Raw genomic sequence first — 20797 nt, forward strand, 5'->3', positions numbered from 1 at the left:
CCTCGGTCCTCAGCACACCCATGCGCCCAGACTAGGAGCCGGCACCTATCGCCGGCGTATCGAGAACCGCATACGCCCAGGCAACCCCCCGCCGCGTTGACTGCCGCCATGTCCTCCAGCGCACCAGTGACAGCGACGGCCGGGAAGATGGCCGTCAGGCCGATCGGCACCGCCGAGCATATGGCGTTCGTACGCGCCCAGCGGTCGGTCAGCTTTCTGCAGGCCCCCGCGTGGGCCCGGGTGAAGACCGAGTGGCGGGGCGAGTCCCTCGGCTGGTTCGACGGCCGGCGCCTGGTCGGCGCGGGGCTCGTCCTGCACCGGCCGGTGCCGCGGATCGACCGCCGCACGCTGGCGTACCTGCCCGAGGGCCCGGTCATCGACTGGAGCGGCGAGCTGGGCGCCTGGCTCGATCCGCTGGCCGCGTATCTCAAGGAGCGCGGCGCGTTCGCGATCCGGCTCGGCCCGCCGGTGGTCACGCACACCTGGAGCGCCGCCCAGGTCAAGGAGGGCCTCGCCGATCCGGGCCGCGGGCGGCTGACCGACCTGCCCTGCCACCGGGAGGAACCGGTCGGCGCCCAGGTGAGCCGCACCCTCCGGGAGGCGGGCTGGCTGCCCCGGAGCCCACGGGACGGATTCGGGGTCGGGCACCCGCAGTTCAAGTACGAACTCCCGCTGGCCGGCAGGACCGAGGACGACCTGCTCAGGGGCATGAACCAGCAGTGGCGCCGCAACATCAGGAAGGCGGCCGGGGCGGGCGTCGAGGTCCGGATCGGCACGGGTGCGCACGACCTCAAGGCGTTCCACGACCTCTACGTCCACACCGCCGAGCGGGACCGCTTCACACCCCGGCCGCTGCGCTACTTCGAGACCATGTTCGCGGCACTGGGCGCCGAGGACCCCGACCGGATCAGGCTCTACCTCGCCCACCACCGGGGCGAGTTGGCCGCCTGTGCCGTCCTGGTCCGGGTCGGCGCGCACGCGGTGTACGCCTATGGCGCCTCCGCCACCGGCAAACGCGAGGTGCGCGGCTCCCACGCCTGCCAGTGGGCGATGATCCGCGACGCGCTCACGGCCGACTGCGACGTGTACGACCTGCGCGGCATCACCCCCACCCTCAGCGCCGACGACCCGCACGTGGGCCTCGTCCGGTTCAAGGCCGGCATCGGCGGCCGGGCGGTGCGGTACGTCGGCGAGTGGGACCTGCCGCTGCGGCCGGTGCTCTACCGGGCCTTCGACCTCTACCTGAAACGCCGCGGACGCTGACGACCGCGCGGGCGCGGGAGGGGGCGGCGCCGGGGAAGCCGGACGCCGGCCGGACGCGTTGCGACCCACTACCGCGCCCCGCGCCCGTCCGGGCCCGTTCCGGGCAGCAGCACCCGATGAGACGAGTGAAGCGGCGTGCGGCTTGCCCGGGGCGGAACCGGAGCCCAGCATGGAGGAATCCGGACGGGAGGCGACGGAGGACTCTCATGGCTCCGTACTTCGTCAACAGCACCGACACCCTGGTGTCCGACGCGCTCGCGGGCTTCGCGCGGGCCCATGCGGACCTGCTCAGCCTCGATCCCGACCACGGGTTCGTGACGGCCCGCGCCGCGTCCCCGCACCGGCGGGTCGCCCTGCTCTCCGGTGGCGGTGCCGGGCACGAGCCGATGCACGCCGGGTACGTGGGCCGGGGCATGCTCGACGCCGCCTGTCCCGGCCGGGTCTTCGCCTCACCGCACAACCGCCAGGTCTACGAGGGCTCGCTCGCCGTCGCCCGCGCCGAAGGCGTCCTGCACATCGTCAAGAACTACACCGGCGACCGCATCAACTTCGGCATCGCCGCCGAGCGCCTGGCCCACCGGGGAATACCGTGCGCACGCGTCCTCGTCGACGACGACCTCGCCTCCGACTGCGAGCAGATAGCCGCCGGCCGCCGGGGGACCGGTGGCACCGTCCTCATCGAGCGGATCCTCGGCGGCGCCGCCGACACCGGCCTCGGTCTCGCGGAACTCCAGCAGCTCGGCGTCCGCTTGGCCGCCCGCTGCCGCACCCTCGCCGTCGCCTCCGCCGCCCACACCGCCCCCACCCTGGGCAAGCCCGCCTTCCGTGTCGCCGCCGGCGAACTCGAGTACGGCGTGGGCATCCACGGCGAGCGGGCCAGGTCGACCATCCGTCATGCCCCGCTCGCCCGCCTGGTGGAGCGGATGACCGGCGAGCTTCTCGGGGCCCTCGCCCCGAGGCCGGGCACCGCGGCCATCACCCTGGTCAACGGGCTCGGCGCGGTGACCCCTCTGGAGCTGTACGCCGTCCACGGCGAACTGGCCCGGGTCCTCGACGCCCAGGGGATCGTCCTCGCCCGGAGCCTGGTCGGCGACTATGTCACGGCCCTCGACATGCGTGGTTTCTCTCTCACCGTCCTCTTTGCCGAACCGGCCGACCTCGCCTACTACGACGCGCCCGTGCACACCGCCGCCCTCCGCTGGTGAGCCGGCCCGACCCGGTGACCCCGACCATCCGCCCGGCACATCCGGGCACGACCACGGGAGCAGTCCTTGACCACCACTGACCAGGCACTCTCCACCGGCACCTGGATGCGCCGCTTCGCCGACACCGTCCGCAGCACACAGGCCCAGCTCACGGCCCTCGACCAGCAGGTCGGCGACGGCGACTTCGGCACCAACCTGTCCGCGGGCACGGTCGCCGCCCTGACGCGCCTCGATGCCCTCGACGCCCTCACGCCCCTGGACGCCTGCGGTGCCACGGGGGCCGCCGCGGCCCTGGAGGCGGCGGCCACCGCCTTCCTCGACGAGGTCGGCGGCACCAGCGGCCCCCTGTTCGGCCTGCTGCTCCAGTCGCTCGCCGCGTCCGTCGCCGAACTCGGCCTCACCACCCCCGCCCTGACCCGGGGGGTCGTGAAGGGCCTGGCCGCCATCCGCCGCGTCGGCGGAGCCGCGCCCGGTGACAAGACCCTGGTCGACGCCCTCGCCCCCGCCGCCGCGGCACTGGAGGCGCTCCCCGCCCGGACCGTGCCCGCCGCCGCCCTGGATGCCGCCGCCGAGGCCGCCTGGCAGGGTGTGCGCGACACCGCCCGGCTCCGCGCCCGGATGGGCCGTTCCAGCTACGTCGGCGCACGCGCGGCCGGTGTCCCCGACCCGGGAGCCGTCGCGGTCGCCCTCTTCTTCGCCTCGGCCGCCGGGTCGGTCGAGGACGTCACCCCGTACCTGAGCGCCACCTGGGGCACCGCGGCCGGTCCCGGTGTCGGGCACACCCCGTCGGGTTCGGCGACGCCGTGACGAGACGCCCCGTGCCCGGAGCCTCGGCCGGGGTTCACGTCGTCGGGGTGTCCGCCTGCCGCGGCCCCTGCTGCCGCGCCCAGGCCAGTAGCTCCGGCGAGTGCAGTGCGCTGACCCACAGGTCGGCGCGGGAGGCGTCCTCCTGACTCGGCCGAGGCCCCACCCCGAGCACCCGCAGCCCCGCCCGGCGGGCCGCCTCGATCCCGGTCAGCGAGTCCTCCACCGCCAGCGCCCGCTCCGGCTCGGTGCCGCAGAGCCGGGCGGCCGTCGCGTAGACGTCCGGCCAGGGCTTGGGGCGTACGGCCCCCGGGACGGCGGGGTCCGAGCCGTCCGGTGCGGCCCGCAGCACGGAGGAGCCGGGCACCTGCGTGGGGACGACCACGTGGGCGAAGTGGCGCAGCAGGCCGGCGCGGCTGAGGCTCTCCTCCACGACCTCCCGCGGGCAGTTGCTGGCCACCGCCAACGGCAGCCGCCCCGCGAGGAGCCGGACGAACTCGACCGCCCCGGGCATGGTCGCGGGGTCGTCGGCGACCAGCGAGAGGAAGTGCTCCAGCAGGCACCGGGCGAGGTCGTCGGCGAGTTCCGGTTTGTGCGTCTCCTCGGCCATCAGCCGCCCGCAGTCGGCGTAGTACACGCCCTTGGCGCGGTCGGCGAATCCGGGCGGTGGTGTCAGCCCGAACTCGCGGAAGGCACGGTTGCGGGCGACCTGCCAGTGCCGTTCGCTGTCCATCAGAGTGCCGTCGCAGTCGAGGACGACGGCTTCGGACGACCAGCCGAGAAGCGGATGAGCATGGGTGGCCATGAGTCCTCCAGGAGAGAAGCGGTTCGCGCTCGTGACGTGATCGGTGCGGACGAAGCGGGGGACTCCCGGCCGACGGGCGGCACGACGGGATCCGGCACCGTCCCACGAAGCACAGACATCGCGGCTATACCGGCACGAACGGGAAACCTGATCGCAGCCACGTTATTTTTGCGCCCTTCACCGGGGCAATCACCGAGGCGAGCGATCGACAGCGGAACCGGAAAGGGATAACCGCGCGCAGAAATTCCCGGGCGGTCGTACGGAATTCCGTCAAGTCCGCTTCACCGCAACGTCGTTGATACGTGCGCAGGGAAATCGGCACGCGTCGACCGGAGAGCGGTGCGTTCACCCAGGTGGCCGACCGTCATGCGGGAAAGTGAGTGATGATTACCCGCAGGCATGGGCGCCCGAACAAAGAAGCCAGGAGGACACGGGGAACGAGGAATTATCACCGGCGTGCGCGGGCGCATTTATTTCCCGGTCGCCACGGGAACGCCGAGTGAAAACGAGCAGCGCTTTGCGGCGGCACGCCAAAGCGGCTCACCGGCCGGCGTCGCAGGAGCCGTCGAGCGGAGGCGACGTATCGCGGGCGTATCGGGAAACCCATACGCTCCGGCAACGGCACCCCGTCTTGACTGGCGCCATGACCCACAGCGAAAAGACCCGCATCACGCTGTACGGGTGCGGTCCGGACGAAGCGGCCCTGTTCCGCGAGTTGGCGCCCGCCCTCGATGTGCGGCCGGTCATCACCGACGCACCGGTCTGCGCGGCCAATGCCGAACTCGCCTCCGGCAGCCGGTGCATCAGCGTCGACCACAGAACGCCCCTCACCCACGAAACCCTGCGCGCACTCGCCCGAATCGGCGTGCGCTACATCTCCACGCGGAGCATCGGATACGACCACATCGACGTGGCGTACGCACGGCGCGCCGGAATGCTCGTCGAGAACGTCTCCTACTCCCCGGACAGCGTGGCCGACTACACGCTGATGCTCATGCTGATGACGCTACGGGACGCGAAAGCCATGGTCCGGCGCACCGACGCGCACGATTACCGGCTGAGCGGCACACGCGGAAAAGAGCTGCGCGACCTGACCGTCGGGGTGGTCGGAACGGGCCGTATCGGCACGGCGGTCATGAACCGGCTGAAAGGCTTCGGCTGCCGCATCATGGCCTGCGACGAACGCCCCGCAGCGAATCCCGGCACCGCGGTCGAGCACGTCCCCCTCGACGAACTGCTGCTCCACAGCGACCTGGTCACCCTGCACACACCACTCACCCCGCACACCCGCCATCTGCTCGACAGGCGGCGCCTGGCGCTGATGAGGAACGGCGCACTGATCGTCAACACCGGGCGCGGTGCGCTCATCGACACCGAGGCCCTGGTACGGGAATTGGAGAGCGGCAGGCTGGGCGGCGCGGCCCTGGATGTCATCGAGGGCGAGGAAGGCATCTTCTCCACCGACTGCCGGGACAGACCCCCGGGGAGCACATCGCTGCTGCGGCTGCAGCAGTTGCCGAACGCGCTCATCAGCCCGCACACCGCCTACTACACGGACCGCGCCCTGCGCGACACCGTGCGGAACTCCCTCACCAACTGCCTGACGTACGAAAGCGGGAACCAGCATGGCTAGGCTGAAGGTCGGCATCCTCTTCGGCGGCCGCTCCGAGGAGCACTCCGTCTCCGTCAAGTCGGCGCGTGAGGTGGCCCGCAGCCTCGATCCCGACACGTACGAACCCTTCTACATCGGCATCACGACAGACGGAGCCTGGAAACTGTGCGCCGGTCCCGAGGCGGGCTGGGAGAGCGGCGACGGCCGCCCCGCCGTCCTCTCCCCGGCCGGCGACACGCACGGACTGCTCGTCCTGGGGGAGGGGCGCTACGAGACGATCCGCCTGGACGTCGTGCTGCCCGTGCTGCACGGCACCCACGGCGAGGACGGCGCGATCCAGGGCCTGCTGGAACTCTCCGGCATCCCCTACGTGGGCTGCGGCATCCAGAGTTCCGCCCTGTGCATGGACAAGTCCCTCACCTACCTGGTCGCCCGGAACGCGGGAATCACCACACCGGACTTCCGGATCGTCACCGCGGACGACACCGTCGACCCCGCCCAGCTCACCTGCCCGGTGTTCGTGAAGCCGGCCCGGTCGGGATCGTCGTTCGGTGTCACCAAGGTGTCCCGGCCGGAGGAACTGCCGGGTGCGGTCGCGACGGCACGACGGTACGACGCGAAAGTGCTGATCGAGGAGGCGGTCATCGGCCGCGAGGTCGGCTGCGCCATCCTCGGCGACGGCCCGGAGCCGTGCACGGGCGAAGTGGACCGTATCGCCCTGTCGCACGGATTCTTCCGGATCCACCAGGAGGACGCCCCGGAGACCGGCTCCGAGAACTCCGCGGCGATCGTTCCCGCCGACATACCGGAGGAGTCACGGCTCCTCGTACGGCACACGGCCATGGCCGTGTACCGCGCCCTGGGCTGCACCGGCCTCGCGCGGGTCGACCTGTTCCTCAAGGACGACGGGGAGATCGTCCTCAACGAGGTCAACACCTTCCCCGGCATGACCTCCTACAGCCGCTACCCGAGGATGATGGCGGCCGCGGGCCTGCCCCTGTCCGAAGTGCTCGACCGGGCGGTGTCCCTCGCCCTGACGGGACAGAACCGATGAGGCCGGCGCAGGCACCGGGGGACGACTTCGCCTTCGTGGACGAACTGGTGCCCGGCATCCGCTGGGACGCCAAGTACGCCACCTGGGACAACTTCACCGGCAAACCGGTGGACGGATACCTGGTCAACCGGGTCGTCGGCACCAGGGCTCTGTGCACGGCGCTGGAACGGGCCCGCGAGCGGGCGGAGGAACTCGGGTTCGGACTGCTGCTCTGGGACGGTTACCGCCCGCAGCACGCCGTCGACTGCTTCCTGCGCTGGTCACGGCAGCCGGAGGACGGCCGGACCAAGTCCCGGCACTATCCGCGGATCGGCCGGGCCGACATGTTCGCCCAGGGATATGTGGCCGCGAGATCGGGCCACAGCCGGGGCAGCACGGTCGACCTCACCCTGTACGACGCGGCCACCGGCGAACTCGTCCCCATGGGCGGCGGCCACGACCTGATGGACCCCCTCTCGCACCACGACGCACCCGGCATCACCCCCACCGAGGCGCGGAACCGGCAGCGCCTGCGTTCCCTGATGGAGACCTGCGGTTTCCGTGCGTACGCCTACGAGTGGTGGCACTACACCCTCGCCGACGAGCCGTACCCGGACACCTACTTCGACTTTCCCGTCCGGTAGCTCACGGTGCGGGGCGGTGCCGCTACGCGCGGGTGCCGTCGGCGGGGCCGTCGAGGAGGGTGACCAGGGGCCCGCACATCGGCGGGGTGCGGTCCGTGCCCGAAGAGCCGTCCACGACCGAAGTATCTCGATGGCGAAGGTTGTGGTGGGCGGGGAGGGGTACGCGGTGCTGGCCAGTCACAGGGACGGAGGATTCCGGGATGTCGAGACCTGGCCGGTGGCGCTGGCTGCTTCCCGCCGTGGCCGTGGTGGTGTGGCTGCTGGCCGGCGGGGCGCTGGGCCCGTTCGCGGGCAAGCTGGGCCAGGTGGCTGGCAACGACCAGGCCGCCTTCCTCCCGGAGACGGCCGAGTCCACCCGCGTCAACGAGCTGCGGCGCGGCTTCCAGAAGGACGAGACCGTGCCCGCGATCGTCGTGTGGGTCGCCGACTCCGGGAAGATCACCGCCGGGCAGCGCGAGCAGGCGGCCGAGGCGGTGCGGGCGGCCGGACGGGTGACCGGGGTGGCCGGACCCGGCAGCCCGCCCCTCGGCTCCGAGGACGGCCGGGCCCTGCAGTCCGTGCTGCCCCTGCGGGCCGACCTGGACGATCAGGTGGGCCCGGCGGTCGACGCCATCCGCGCGGCCGCCGGACAGGTGCCCGGCACCCGCGCCCACGTCACCGGCCCGGCGGCGACGCAGGCGGATCTGTCGGAGGCGTTCGCGGGGATCGACGGGGTCCTGCTCGGCGTGGCGCTGAGCGTGGTGCTCGTGATTCTGCTGGTGGTCTACCGCAGCGTGCTGCTGCCGCTGGTGGTGATCGTGACGGCCGTCTTCGCGCTGGCGCTGGCCTCCGGCGTCGTCTACGCGCTGGCCGACCGGGACGCCGTCCGGGTCGACGGCCAGGTGCAGGGCATCCTGTTCATCCTGGTCATCGGCGCGGCCACCGACTACGCGCTGCTGCTGACCGCCCGGTTCCGCGAGGAACTCGGCGCGGGCCGGGACCGGTGGGCGGCGATGAGGGTGGCGTGGCGGCGTTCGGTCGGGGCGGTCACCGCCAGCGCCGCCACCGTGGCGCTCGGGCTGCTCGCCCTGCTGGTCAGCGACCTGACCAACAACCGGGCCCTCGGCCCGGTCGGCGCCATCGGGGTCGTGTGCGCCGTGGCCGCCGCGCTGACCTTCCTGCCCGCGGTGCTGGTCCTGCTGGGCCGCGCCGCCTACTGGCCCGCCCGTCCGGCTCCGGCCGCCGCACACGGCCGGCGGGGGCTGTGGCGGCGCGTCGCCACCCTGGTCGACCGCCGCCCCCGCCGTGTCTGGGCCGGCAGCCTGATCGCCCTGGCGGCGTGCGCCGCGTTCTCCCCGCTGCTCAAGGCGGAGGGCGTGCCGCTCGACGAGATCTTCCTGCACGACGCCCGGTCCGTCACCGGGCAGCGGGCGGTGGCCGCGCACTTCCCCGGCGGCGCCGGGAACCCGGCGGTCGTCATCGCCCGCGCCGACCGCGCACGGCAGGTGATCGACGCCGCCGGCGGCACGAGCGGCGTGGCCCAGGCACTGCCGGTCGGCGCGGACGGCCGGCCCGGCGCGGGCGAACCGCTCGTCGTCGACGGCCGGGTGCGGATCGACGCCACGCTCAGCGCCGCCGCCGACAGCGACGCGGCCAAACGGACGATCCCGCGGCTGCGCGAGGCCGTCCACGCCGTGCCCGGCGCCGACGCCCTGGTGGGCGGCTACACCGCCGAGCAGTACGACACCCAGCGGACCTCCGCCCACGACCGCACCCTGATCATCCCGATCGTCCTGGCCATCGTCCTGCTCATCCTGATCGCCCTGCTGCGCAGTCTGCTGCTGCCGGTGCTGCTGGTCGCCACCGTCGCCCTGAACTACCTCGCCACCCTCGGGGTGACCGCCCTGGTCTTCACCCACGGCTTCGGCTTCTCCGGCACCGACGCCTCCGTGCCGCTGTACGGGTTCGTGTTCCTCGTCGCGCTCGGCGTGGACTACAACATCTTCCTGATGACCCGGGTCCGCGAGGAGGCCCGCCGGGACGGCAACCGCACCGGCGTGCTGACCGGGCTCACCGCGACCGGCGGTGTCATCACCTCGGCCGGCGTCGTGCTGGCCGCCACCTTCGCCGCCCTGGTCGTCATCCCGCTGGCGTTCATGGCGCAGATCGCCTTCATCGTCGCCTTCGGCGTCCTGCTCGACACCCTCGTGGTGCGCTCCCTGCTCGTCCCCGCACTCGTCCGCCACATCGGCCCCACCGTGTGGTGGCCCCACCGCGGCATCCGACCCTGAAGCCCCCGAAGAAGAGGACCGACGACCATGACCACCCCCGCCCGTACCGCTCGCAGCCACGTCCAGCAGGCCGCCCTCGCCGTCGGCGCCGTGTTCCTGCTGGTGGGCATCCTCGGGTTCATCCCCGGCGTCACCACCCACTACAGCGCCATGGAGTTCGCCGCCCACCACTCCCACGCCAAGCTCCTGGGCGTCTTCCAGGTGTCGATCCTGCACAACATCGTCCACCTGCTGTTCGGCATCGCCGGCCTGCTGATGGCCCGCAGCGCCCCCGCCGCCCGCAACTACCTCATCGGCGGCGGTGTCATCTACCTGGTCCTGTGGCTGTACGGCCTGATCATCGACCACGACAGCGCCGCCAACTTCGTACCCGTCAACACCGCCGACAACTGGCTGCACTTCCTGCTCGGCGTCGGCATGATCGCCCTCGGCGTCCTCCTCACCCGGCGCACCGCGCCCGCCGCCACGCGCTGAAGCACGGCGGATCCGCCCCCGCGCGCCGCCGGTCGACGGCCGACGCACGGGTACGGACCGCCAGGGGCCGCCCGCCCGGTCAGTCTCGGCTGACGGTCGGGCGGCCCCTCGTGTGCGGGGCCCCGGTCAGCCCGTGACGGACCGGTTCGCCCCGGCATGTGAGACGAATCACATGCGTCGCGAAGGGGTCGAAACGGGCGGGAGACGGGGGCGCCGACCGGAGGCGAGGGAGCGGGCGGGGTCCGGCCGCAGGTCGTCGGGGGGGAGCGCGACCGCAGTGTCCGCGGGGGTGATGTGCGACGAGCAGGCGTCGCGGTCGCGGCGGGCTGCGCAGGGTTTGAGGGGCAGTTGGGGTGTGGTAGTTCGGGGGGTGTGGCGTCGGGTCGGGTGTCGTAGGTGCTGGTCTCCAGGGTCCGGCGATGACGGGGGGTACGGCGTGTTCGTCGCCGGCGATGCGTCTCGCGGCAGCACACCGATACACGGACCGCGCACGGACGGCCACCGACCGGAAACCACAGCAGAACGGACGACGAACATGACAGTTGCCGACGGCGGCAACCTCTGGCTCCGCCGGTTCCACCCCGCCCCCGACGCCCCGGCCCGGCTGGTGTGCTTCCCGCACGCGGGAGGATCGGCGAGCTTCTACTTCCCCGTCTCAGCCGCGCTCGCCGACGACTGTGATGTGACGGCCCTCCAGTACCCGGGCCGCCAGGACCGGCGCACCGAACCGAACGTGGACGACATCGGCGTGCTGGCCGACCGGATAGCGCCCGAGCTGGTGCCGCTGTTCGACCGGCCGGTGGTGTTCTTCGGGCACAGCATGGGCGCGATCGTCGCCTTCGAGGTCGCGCGCCGCCTCCAGAGCGGCGGCCGCACCCCCGCGCTGCTGTTCGCCTCCGGCCGGCGCGCCCCGTCGACGCGCCGCGTGGAGAACGTGCACCAGCGCGACGACGACGGGCTGGTGGCCGAACTGAAGGCGATGAGCGGCACGGACGCCCAGGTGCTCGGCGACGAGGAACTGCTGCGCATGGTGCTGCCCGCCATCCGCAGCGACTACCGGGCCATCGAGACGTACGCTCCCGTGGAGGCGACCGTCGACTGCCCGATCACCGCCCTGATCGGCGACGCGGACCCGAAGGCGACGGTCGAGGAGGCGGAGGCGTGGCGAGCCCACACCACAGCCGGGTTCCACCTCCAGGTCTTCGACGGCGGCCACTTCTACCTCAGTTCACGGGCGGCCGAGGTGATCGCGGTGGTCCGGGAGGCACTGCGCGACGCCGTGGCCGTCGCATAGACGCGAATCCCCAGGGCGAGCGAGCGACGGCGGACGGGGGCGGACGGTCTTTCTGTCCGCCTCCGCACTGGTGGGCTGCCCGGCGCTTCTGTCACTGTTTCGTCGTGATGTGGAGACCGTGCGCAACCGAAGCCGCCGGGCGAGGGTCTGACAGGCGGGAAGTCCACCACGGGCGGTCTGCCGTCCGCTTCGACAGTTTCACAGGGAGGGGTCGACCGGCCATGGGAGACACAAGCAGACGCGGTGCCGTCGTACTCGGGGTCACCGCACTGATGGCACCGCTCACGCTCGCGCTCGGCGCCGCACCGGCCCAGGCGGCGAGCTGCACCACGCAGACCGGGCCGTACCAGAAGAAGGTCGAGAAGTTCCTCGGCCGTCCGGTCGACGGCAAGCAGTCCGCCGCCGACTGCAAGGCGATCAGCGCCTTCCAGACCAAGCACGGCATCCAGCCCAACTACGGCTACGCGGGCCCCGTCACCTGGGGCGTGATGGACCTGATGCAGAAGCAGAAGGCCGTCGGCAAGAAGCCGAACAAGTCGGGCAAGTGCCCGACCAACAAGGGCCGCATAGCCTGTGTGAACCTGACCCTCCAGTTGAGCTGGATCCAGGACGGCAAGGACCTCGTGTACGGCCCGGTGCCGGTGCGCACCGGCCGCGACGGCTACGAGACCCGTACCGGCCTGAAGAAGATCTACTGGCGGCACATCGACCACCACTCGACCATCTACGACGTGCCGATGCCCTACAGCCAGTTCTTCGACGGCGGACAGGCGTTCCACTCGGTCGGCGTCAGCATGTGGAACCCGCCGGGCTCGCACGGCTGCGTCAACATGACCAAGACCGCCGCGAAGAAGTACTGGTCGCTGCTGAAGACGGGCGACGACGTGTACGTGTACGGCCGCAAGCCGGGCACCTGACCGAGCACGCGGACAGCGGAGGGCGGGCGGGCCGCACGGAACCCGCCCGCCCTCCGCTCGTCCGGCCCGGTACCGGCCGCCCGCCCCGCCTCAATCTCAGAGCCTTCTGAACTGGCGCGGCTAGCGTCCCGTGCATGGTGCGCGATTACCTGATCATCGGGGCCGGACCGGCCGGACTGCAGCTCGCCGCGGCACTCGAACGCGACGGACGTGACTACGTCGTCCTGGAACGGGGCGACGGCCCGGGGACCTTCTTCACCCGCTTCCCCCGGCATCGCCGGCTCATCTCCATCAACAAGGTGCACACCGGGTACAGCGACCCGGAGCTGCGCCTGCGCATGGACTGGAACTCGCTGCTCGGCGACGACCCGGAGCTGCTGTTCACCCGGTACAGCGAGGACTACTTCCCGCGCGCCGACGACCTGGTGCGCTATCTCACCGACTACGCCGAACGCACCGGCGTCCGCGCCGAGTACGGCACCGAGGTGGTCCGCGTCTCCCGCCCGGACGGCGACTTCACGGTCGAGGCCGCCGACGGCCGGAGCTGGCGGGCCCGGCGGCTGATCGTGGCCACCGGCGTCTCCCGGCTCAACGTCCCCCCGATCCCCGGCATCGACCTGGCCGAGCGCTACGACGACTTCGACACCGACCCGGCCTCCTTCACCGGCCTGCGGGTGCTGGTCATCGGCAAGGGCAACTCGGCGTTCGAGACCGCCGAGTCCCTGATGGCGAAGGCCGCCGTCATCCACGTGGCCGGCCCGCACTCGGTGAAGATGGCCTGGCAGACCCACTTCGTCGGCCATCTGCGGGCGGTCAACAACAACTTCCTCGACAGCTACCAGCTCAAGTCGCAGAACGCGGTCCTGGACGGCACCGTGGAGAGCGTCGAGAAGGCCCCCGACGGCGGGTACCGGGTGGTGTTCCGCTATGCCCGTACCGTCGAGAAGCTGCGCGAACTGCGCTACGACCGGATCGTCCTGGCCGCCGGCTTCCGCTTCGACGCGAGCGTCTTCGACGACACCTGCCGCCCCGCGCTCGTCATCGACGACCGGTTCCCCGAACAGACCGCCGCCTACGAGTCGGTGAACGTACCGGACCTGTACTTCGCGGGCACCCTCACCCAGCAGCGGGACTTCAAGAAGTCCACCAACGGCTTCATCCACGGCTTCCGCTACGGCGCCCGGGCCCTGCACCGCATCCTCGGCACCCGCTACCACGACCTCCCCTGGCCCGCCCGGACGCTGCCCGCCGCGCCGGAGGCGATCGCGGACGCCGTGATCGAGCGGGTGAACCGCTCCTCCGGGCTGTGGCAGCAGTTCGGGTTCCTCGGCGACGTGGTCGGCGTGCACGGAGACCTGGCCGTGTACCAGGAGGAGGTCCCGCTCGACCTGGTCACCGGCGGCGGACTCGGCCCCGCCGGGCACCGGTTCGTCGTGGACCTGGAGTACGGGCCCGGACACGCCGACGTCGACCCGTTCGACGTCACTGTCCCCCGGGTCGCGGAGAACGACGCCGAGCACGCCGGTGACTCCGTCTACCTGCACCCCGTGGTCCGCCACTACCGCGACGGCGTCCTGGACGCCACCCACCACCTGGCGGAGAACCTGGAGAACGACTGGGACCTCCCGGCCGTCCACCGGCAGCCGCTCACCGCGTTCGTGAAGGAGTGCCTTGACTGAGCCGTTCCCCGGGGCGGTCCTGGACCTGCTCGACGCGGCGGGCGACCGCGTGGTCTTCGAGCACCTGGGCAGGAAGGTCACCGGCGCGGCGCTCCTCGCGGACGTACGGCGGATCACGCGCGGCCTGCGGCGGCACGGCGTCCGCCCCGGAGACGGGGTCGCCCTGCTGCTGGGGGTGAGTCCCGAGGCGTTCGCCGCCGTCGTCGCGGCCCACACCGTGGGCGCCCGCGTCGTCGGCGTCCGGCCGGGGCTGACCGAGCGGCAGCGCGCCCACCTGCTGACCGACGTCGCCCACCGGGTCACCGACCGTCCGGACGGCGGTGCGGACACCCCGGCGCCCGGGTCCGTGCTGCGCCTCGCCGACCTGCTGTCGGCCGCGGACGACGGCGTACGGCCCCGGGTCACCGCCCGGCCCGGGGACGTGGCCCGGCTCATCCACACCAGCGGCAGCACCGGTCTGCCCAAGGCGTGCGCCCAGACCTACGCGGCGATGACCGCGGCCTGGGCGCTGCGCCCGGACGCCTGGCCGCCCGCCGTCCGCGAACTGGCCGCCCGCCTGGACCGGTTCCTGGTCTTCGGCACCCTGGCCAGCCAGGTCATGCTGGAGTACGGGCTGCTCACGCTCGCCGCCGGCGGCACCCTGGTCACCGCCGACCCGCCCGCCTTCCCCGACGCCTTCGTGCGGCTCCGGGCGACGGCCAGCGTGATCACCGTCGCCCGGCTGAACCGGCTGGTCGCGGCCCAGCGGGAGGCACCCGTGGACCTGGGTTCGCTGCGCGCCCTGATGGTCTCCGGGTCCCCGCTCGGACCGGCCCGGCTGCGGGAGGCCGCCGAGGTGCTGGGGCCGGTGGTCTTCCACGGCTACGGCCAGACCGAGACCGGCATGATCTCCATGGCCACCCCCGCCGACGAACCCGGCTCCCTGGGCGTCCCGCCCGTCGAACTGGAGGTGCGGGACGCCGAGGGCCGGCCCGTGCCGCCGGGTACCGACGGTGAACTGTACGTCCGCACACCGTCGCAGAGCAGCGGCTACTGGCGCGAACCCGAGCGCACCGCCGAGGTGTTCACCCCGGACGGCTGGGTCCGCACCCGCGACCTCGGACACCTCGACGGCGCGGGCCGGCTCTGGCTCACCGGACGCACCCGCGACGTGGTCATCGTCAACGCCAACGTGTACTACACCGGCCCGGTGGAACGGCTGCTCGGCACCCACCCGGCGGTGGCGGAGGCGTATGTCACCGCCGTCCCCGACGACAGCACCGGGGAGGCCGTGCACGCCTTCGTGGTGCCCGCCGCCGGCCGGACCCCCGCCCTTGCCGAGCTGCGCGCCCTGGTGAGCGAGCGGCTCGGCGAGGCGTGCGCGCCGGCCCGGCTCACCCTGATCGACGAGGTACCGCTCACCCCCGCCGGGAAACCCGACAAACGGCGCCTGGTCCAGGGGAGTTGAGCGGACGAACGGCCCGGCCCCCCGCGCCGGGCCGTTCTCTCAGTGGCTCTCGGCCGCCACGACCGGCGCCGGGTCCGGGCGGCCGTCCCGCTCGCCGCGGGGCCGCTCCCGCCGGTCGATCCACGTCAGCAGCGGCGTCGCCATCACGGTGGTGACGATGGCGACCACGACCAGCGCGCTGAACATCGCCTGCGTCACGATGCCCGCCGCCAGACCCAGGTTCAGCGCGATGAGCTGCATCAGGCCCCGCGCGTTCATCAGCGCCCCCACCCGCAGCGCCACCCGGTTCGGCTCGCCCGCCACCCGGGCCGCCAGCCAGCAGGCGCCGAACTTCCCGGCGATCGCCACCAGCACGCAGCCCGCGGTGAACAGCAGCACCGGCCCGGTGCCCAGCAGCGTGAAGTCGGTGTTCAGCCCGGAGTAGGTGAAGAACAGCGGCAGGAACAGCCGCCCCACCGGCTCCAGCGTCTGCACGCTGCGGTCCAGTTGCGGTGAGCGCGGGAAGACCAGACCGAGGCTGAACGCGCCGAACACCGCGTACAGGCCGATCTCGTCCGCGTACCAGGCGACCAGGAACAGCACGCCCACCAGCACCAGCAGCAGGTTCTCCGGGGTGGCCCGTTCGGCCAGCGGCACCGTGCGCCCGTGCAGCCGGGCCACCACCGCCAGCACCACCAGCAGCCCGAAGCCGCCGCCGACCGCCAGCGACACCAGCCCGGCGCTGCCGCCCGCGATGCTGAACACCCCGGCGAGCAGGATCCAGGCCACCGCGTCGTCCACCGCCCCGGCCCCCAGCGACAGCGAGCCGTGCCGGGTGCCCGCCAGGTTCCGCTCGGCGATGATCCGGGCCAGCATCGGGAACGCGGTCACCGCCAGCGCCACGCCGACGAACAGCGCCGAGACGGCCAGCGACACATCCGGTGCCATCACACCGGTCCGGTCGCCGACGGCCACGATCAGCAGGACGCCGAGCGCCACCGGCACCAGGACCCCGGCGGCCGAGACCAGCCCGGCCGGGCGGGCCACCCCGCGCAGCCGGTCGACCCGGAAGTCCCAGCCGACGTGGAACATGAACGCGACGAGGCCGATTTGCCCCACCACGTACAGCACGGGCCGCAGGTCCTGCGGGAAGAGCCCGGACTCCACACCGGGCAGCAGCGCGCCCAGCACGGAGGGGCCCAGGACCACCCCGGCCAGCATCTCGCCGACCACGGGCGGCTGCCCGACCAGACCCAGCAGGCGGCTCACCGCCCGGCACACGATCAGGATGACCACGACGGCGAGGAAGAACGCGGGGGCCAGATCCGTGGCGCTCATCTGCCTTTTCCTTCCGGGTGGGGGACCGGGCAGCGCCCGGCCGGGGGATGCTCCTCGAAATAGCGGGTCGCCAGGCGCAGATGCCGGGCGTGCAGCACCATCACCGTGCCGAGCACCAGTTGCCGTACTCCGCGGGTGACGTCCTCCACCGCGTCGCGCAGCCGGACGAACCGGCGCAGCAGCGTCAGCCGCGGCCCGGGGGCCAGGCCGAGCGGGATCAGCAGGCAGGGGGCGCGGTGCGGGTTGGACCGGGTGTGCGAGGCGGTGGAGTCCAGCCGGTAGCGGCGCAGCACCTCCCGGACCGCGGCCCGCAGCACCAGCGGCGACAGCCGCCACGCGGGACAGGGCCGGTTGGCGGCCACACCGAACGGGATGTGGTGGGCGTCCCGGACGGACAGCGTCTCCCAGCGGTCCGGGTCGAACACCTCGGGCCGGTCGTAGCCGGTGGCGTGGTAGTCGGGATAGCTGAAGCACACCACCGTCCCGGCCGGCAGCACCGTCTGGGCGTCCAGCGGGATCTCCCCGCTGGTGATGCGGTGCGCGATGCCGAACAGCGGGTACAGCCGCATCGTCTCGTCCAGGACGCGGGTGAGGTACCGGTCGTCGCCGGGGTCCGCCCGCAGTTGCTCCTGCACGCCGGGGTGGCGGGCCAGCGCCAGCAGGACGTGCGCGGTCGCCTCGGAGAGCTGCACCACGGCCGTGTTGAAGAAGGTGCCCTGGAGGTAGTGCACCTGCTCGGGCAGGGACAGCGAGGCCGGCAGCGCGTGCGGCACCTCCCCGGCCGCCACCCGCTCGCGCAGGTACGCGGTCAGCTTCGCCCGGCGCCGCGGGTGCCGCAGCCCCGTGCACTTCAGCGCGTCGATCACATCCCCGGCGTGCGCGGTGATCAGGTCCCGGGCGTGCGCCGGACAGGGCTCCTGGAAGACCAGCTCGTAGGCGAACTCGGCCCACGCCGGCATCACCAGGTCCCGCAGCCGCACCAGAGCGATCCGGGAGTCCGGTACGCCGTCCAGGGCACGGGCGACGGCACCGGTGGCCGCCGCGGTGAGCGCCGCCGACCCGCCGGCCAGGATACGGCGGGTCGTCGCGGCCACCTCCTCGTACCGTTCGCCCGGCTCCAGGTGCTCCTGGTGCACCTCCGGGCCGGGCGCGAGCCAGTACCAGAACAGGTCGGACAGGCCCGCCCCGGCGCTGCGGCCGTCCGCCGCCGGATGGGCGTAGACCCGCTCGAACACCTCCGGCCCGTGGCCGGCGTCCGGCAGGGTCACCGCGCGGTCGCCGTTGACCTTCTCGAAGATGCGCCCGCGCAGTGCCACCACCCCGCGCGGCAGCCACCAGCCCCGCGTCGCCGAGCCGTTCACCACGTACCGCCCTTCCGGACCACCATGTCCCGGGTCAGATCGGTGTTGCGGCGCCCGCCGCACAGCGCGAGGGTGTGGTCGTACTCCTCGCGCAGCGCCGCCAGGACGCGGCGCACGCCCGGCTCGCCCTCGGCGGCCAGCCCCCACACCACCGGTCGCCCCACGCCGACCGCGCTCGCGCCGAGCGCCAGGGCCACGGCGATGTCGCTGCCCCGGCGCACCCCGCCGTCCAGCAGCACCGGCACCCGGCCCGCGACGGCGGCGGCGACCGCGGGCAGGCAGTCCAGGGCCGCCGGTACGGCGTCGCACTGGCGGCCCCCGTGGTTGGAGACGAACACCCCGGCCGCGCCGTGCTCCACGGCGAGCCGGGCGTCCGCCGGGTGCAGGACGCCCTTGAGCAGCACGGGCAGCGCGGTCCGCCGGACCAGGTCGTCGAGGTCCGCCCAGGACACCGCCGGGGACATCGGGATGTCGGTGAGCGCGCCGGGCGGGGCGCCGGGCAGGTCCCGCATGTTCTCCGCGGCGTGGCCCGGCGGCAGGTCGGTGAAGCCGTTGCGCAGGTCCCGGGTGTGCCGGCCGAAGGCGGGGGAGTCGACGGTGACCACCAGCGCCGTGCAGCCCGCCTCCTCGGCGCGCCGCACCAGGGCGTGGGTGACCTCCCGGCGGGGGTGCGGGTAGAGCTGGAACCAGACGGCCGCCGCCCGGTCCCGGCCCCGGGCCGCCGCGACGACCCGCGCGACGGCGGTGGTCGAGGCGGTCCCGGTCACCAGCACCGCGCCCTCCGCGGCGGCGGCCCGCGCCGTGGCCTCCTCCCCGTCCGGGTGCAGCAGCCGGTGGAACGCGGTCGGCGCCACCAGCACCGGGGAGGCGCCGGGCGCGCCCGGCAGGTCCACGGCGGTGTCCCGCCGCTCGCCGCCGCGCAGCACCCGCGGCAGCAGCAGGTAGCGGTCGAAGGCCCGCTCGTTGTCGGCGAGGACGCGTTCGTCACCGGCCCCGCCCGCCACGTAGTCGTAGTGGACGGGGTCCAGTGCCTGCCGCGCCTTCGCGTGCAGGTCGCGCAGGATCACGGGGTCACCGGTGCGGCGGGGGAGCGGTGCGCGGCCAGGAACGCGCGCAGCGGGGCGCGGTGGAAGGACTCGCTGTCCCACTCGTTCTCCAGGTTCTCCGCCAGGTGGTACTCCGCCACGAACGCGCCGTCCCGGTACCAGCGCACGACCGGATGCAGATAGCGGCCGTCCAGACCCGCCGTGTCCTGCTGGGACTTGCGGCCGGCGGTGACGTCGAACGGGTCGACGCGGTCATGGCCCTCCCCGTACTCCAGGGTGATCACCGCGTGCCCCGCCACCTGGCCGAACTCCCCGGCGGCCACCGCGTCCGGCACATGACCGACCGGGACCTCCTCGGCGTAGCGCCAGGTGCCGTCCGGGGCGAGCAGCAGCAGGTCGCCGAGGACGCCGAACTGCTGCCACAGCGCGGAGGACCGGTTGACCCGGGTGATGACCGCGTCGACCGCCCGCTCCGGATCGGTGCCCAGCCCGGTCACCGGCCACGGTTCGCCGTCGTAGCGCCGGCGCAGGGTGCGGTGCAGGGCGCGCACGGTGTAGCGGAAGCCGTGGATGAAGCCGGTGGTGGCCTTCTTGAAGTCCCGGCCCTGCATCAGCGTCCCGGCGAAGTACAGGCCGGGCACGTTGACCGACTCGCCGACGGCGGTCAGCGCCGGGAAGCGGCCGTTCACCGTCAGCTCCGGCGCGCAACTGCCGTCGAAGACGGAGGTGTCGGCGCGGAAGCCGGTGGCGACGATCACCCGGTCGTAGCGGATCTCCTTGACGACGTCGTCGGCCCGTTCGAAGGCGACCGGCACCCGGAAGCCGTCCTCGGCCTTGCGGATCTCCAGCACCCGGCCGTCCAGCAGCGCGTTCTGCGACTTCAGTTGGTAGCTGTCGAGGAAGTTGTTGTTGACCGCCCGCAGATGGCCGACGTAGTGCGTGCGCCACGCCATCGGCAGCGACCCGGAGCCGACGACGTGGATGACCGCCGCGTGCTCCATCAGGCTGTCGGCCGTCTCGAAGGCGGAGTTGCCCCGGCCGATGATCAGCACCCGCTGGTCGGTGAAGGACTCCGGGTCGGGGTCGAACGCGTCGTAGCGCTCGGCCAGTTCGACGCCGGGGATGTCCGGTACGTTGGGCAGCGGCACCCCGGTGGCGGCCACCACGCGCCGCGCCCGCCAGGTCCGGCCGTCGCGGGCGGTGACGGTGAAGCCGTCGGCGTCGCGGGAGACCCGCTCCACGGCCGTGTCGTAGTGGACGCGCACCCCGGTCCGGGCGGCGAAGTCCGACAGGTAGCGCAGCATGTCGTCGGCCGGCGGGAAGTAGCGCCGGCTGTACCGGGTGAACAGCAGCTCCGGGTCGTCGCTGAGCAGCGAGTTCCAGTCCATCCGCAGCCGCAGCTCCGGATCGTCGTATCCGGTGTGCACCTTGTTGGTCGAGATGAGGGTGCGGTGCCGGGGGAACCGCTGGAAGAACGCGCCGGGAACGCTGCCGCGCTCCAGGACCACGTAGTCGGCACCGTCACGTTCCAGGGCGGCGGCGAGTTGCAGTCCCGCGGGCCCCGCTCCGATGATCAGGTAGTCGTGCGCCATGGCCCGGAAGCTATCCACCGCAACTCAGAGGGCT

Annotated in this window: 17 protein-coding genes; 12 read left to right on the forward strand and 5 right to left on the reverse strand. The window is 72.9% G+C overall.

Features of this window, described 5'->3' with window-relative positions; all coding sequences use genetic code 11:
- Positions 1-108: 108 nt before the first annotated feature.
- The 3 genes from IE316_RS10160 to IE316_RS10170 all read left to right on the forward strand — a co-directional run bounded on the left by IE316_RS10160 (position 109) and on the right by IE316_RS10170 (position 3275).
- Positions 109-1263 (forward strand): lipid II:glycine glycyltransferase FemX, encoded by a 1155-nt coding sequence (locus IE316_RS10160; RefSeq protein WP_190203876.1) that lies wholly within the window; start codon positions 109-111, stop codon positions 1261-1263.
- Between the two features lie 206 nt (positions 1264-1469).
- Positions 1470-2468, forward strand: coding sequence for a dihydroxyacetone kinase subunit DhaK (locus IE316_RS10165; RefSeq protein ID WP_190203877.1), 999 nt, complete (start codon positions 1470-1472; stop codon positions 2466-2468).
- A gap of 105 nt (positions 2469-2573) precedes the next feature.
- The gene (locus tag IE316_RS10170; protein ID WP_190204191.1) at positions 2574-3275 is read left to right on the forward strand and encodes a DAK2 domain-containing protein; all 702 of its coding nucleotides are present in this window, start codon (positions 2574-2576) and stop codon (positions 3273-3275) included.
- 34 nt (positions 3276-3309) lie between these two features.
- Here IE316_RS10170 and IE316_RS10175 read toward each other — a convergent pair whose 3' ends face one another.
- On the reverse strand, positions 3310-4077 hold the full coding sequence (locus IE316_RS10175) for an HAD family hydrolase (RefSeq protein ID WP_190203878.1): 768 nt from the start codon (positions 4075-4077) through the stop codon (positions 3310-3312).
- A 643-nt stretch (positions 4078-4720) separates the two neighbouring features.
- Here IE316_RS10175 and IE316_RS10180 point away from each other — a divergent pair.
- The 9 genes from IE316_RS10180 (at position 4721) to IE316_RS10220 (ending at position 15447) form a co-directional block, all read left to right on the forward strand.
- Positions 4721-5710 (forward strand): D-isomer specific 2-hydroxyacid dehydrogenase family protein, encoded by a 990-nt coding sequence (locus IE316_RS10180; RefSeq protein WP_190203879.1) that lies wholly within the window; start codon positions 4721-4723, stop codon positions 5708-5710.
- Positions 5703-6743 carry a D-alanine--(R)-lactate ligase gene (gene vanA / locus IE316_RS10185; protein ID WP_190203880.1) on the forward strand — a complete coding sequence of 347 codons (1041 nt, stop codon included), beginning with the start codon at positions 5703-5705 and terminating at the stop codon, positions 6741-6743. The genes IE316_RS10180 and vanA overlap by 8 nt, the downstream gene beginning before the upstream one ends.
- Positions 6740-7366: a D-Ala-D-Ala dipeptidase VanX gene (gene vanX, locus IE316_RS10190; protein ID WP_190203881.1), complete on the forward strand. Its 627-nt coding sequence runs from the start codon at positions 6740-6742 to the stop codon at positions 7364-7366. The genes vanA and vanX overlap by 4 nt, the downstream gene beginning before the upstream one ends.
- Positions 7367-7566: 200 nt before the next feature.
- Positions 7567-9636, forward strand: coding sequence for an MMPL family transporter (locus IE316_RS10195; protein WP_190203882.1), 2070 nt, complete (start codon positions 7567-7569; stop codon positions 9634-9636).
- Positions 9637-9663: 27 nt separating this feature from the next.
- The gene (locus IE316_RS10200) at positions 9664-10110 is read left to right on the forward strand and encodes a DUF4383 domain-containing protein (RefSeq protein WP_190203883.1); all 447 of its coding nucleotides are present in this window, start codon (positions 9664-9666) and stop codon (positions 10108-10110) included.
- A 535-nt stretch (positions 10111-10645) separates the two neighbouring features.
- Complete coding sequence (locus tag IE316_RS10205) at positions 10646-11404, forward strand: thioesterase II family protein (RefSeq protein WP_190203884.1); 759 nt, start codon at positions 10646-10648, stop codon at positions 11402-11404.
- A 221-nt stretch (positions 11405-11625) separates the two neighbouring features.
- On the forward strand, positions 11626-12321 hold the full coding sequence (locus tag IE316_RS10210) for a L,D-transpeptidase family protein (RefSeq protein WP_190203885.1): 696 nt from the start codon (positions 11626-11628) through the stop codon (positions 12319-12321).
- A gap of 134 nt (positions 12322-12455) precedes the next feature.
- Positions 12456-14000 carry an NAD(P)-binding domain-containing protein gene (locus tag IE316_RS10215; RefSeq protein ID WP_190203886.1) on the forward strand — a complete coding sequence of 515 codons (1545 nt, stop codon included), beginning with the start codon at positions 12456-12458 and terminating at the stop codon, positions 13998-14000.
- On the forward strand, positions 13993-15447 hold the full coding sequence (locus IE316_RS10220; protein WP_190203887.1) for a class I adenylate-forming enzyme family protein: 1455 nt from the start codon (positions 13993-13995) through the stop codon (positions 15445-15447). The genes IE316_RS10215 and IE316_RS10220 overlap by 8 nt, the downstream gene beginning before the upstream one ends.
- Before the next feature lie 39 nt (positions 15448-15486).
- On the opposite strand, the gene IE316_RS10225 is transcribed toward IE316_RS10220, so the two are convergent.
- The 4 genes from IE316_RS10225 to IE316_RS10240 are packed head-to-tail and all read right to left on the reverse strand — an operon-like array spanning position 15487 to position 20763.
- Positions 15487-16764, reverse strand: a complete 1278-nt coding sequence (locus IE316_RS10225) for a cation:proton antiporter (RefSeq protein WP_190203888.1) — start codon at positions 16762-16764, stop codon at positions 15487-15489.
- Positions 16761-18128: a cytochrome P450 gene (locus IE316_RS10230; RefSeq protein ID WP_190203889.1), complete on the reverse strand. Its 1368-nt coding sequence runs from the start codon at positions 18126-18128 to the stop codon at positions 16761-16763. Before IE316_RS10230 ends, IE316_RS10225 begins: the two co-directional genes overlap by 4 nt.
- A complete protein-coding gene (locus IE316_RS10235) occupies positions 18122-19192 on the reverse strand; it encodes an alpha-hydroxy acid oxidase (protein WP_190203890.1) in 1071 nt (356 codons plus the stop codon). The genes IE316_RS10230 and IE316_RS10235 overlap by 7 nt, the downstream gene beginning before the upstream one ends.
- Positions 19189-20763 carry an NAD(P)-binding domain-containing protein gene (locus tag IE316_RS10240; protein ID WP_190203891.1) on the reverse strand — a complete coding sequence of 525 codons (1575 nt, stop codon included), beginning with the start codon at positions 20761-20763 and terminating at the stop codon, positions 19189-19191. Before IE316_RS10240 ends, IE316_RS10235 begins: the two co-directional genes overlap by 4 nt.
- Between the last annotated feature and the right edge of the window lie 34 nt (positions 20764-20797).

It is taken from the genome of Streptomyces fumanus (assembly GCF_014655295.1).
GTDB lineage: Bacteria > Actinomycetota > Actinomycetes > Streptomycetales > Streptomycetaceae > Streptomyces > Streptomyces fumanus.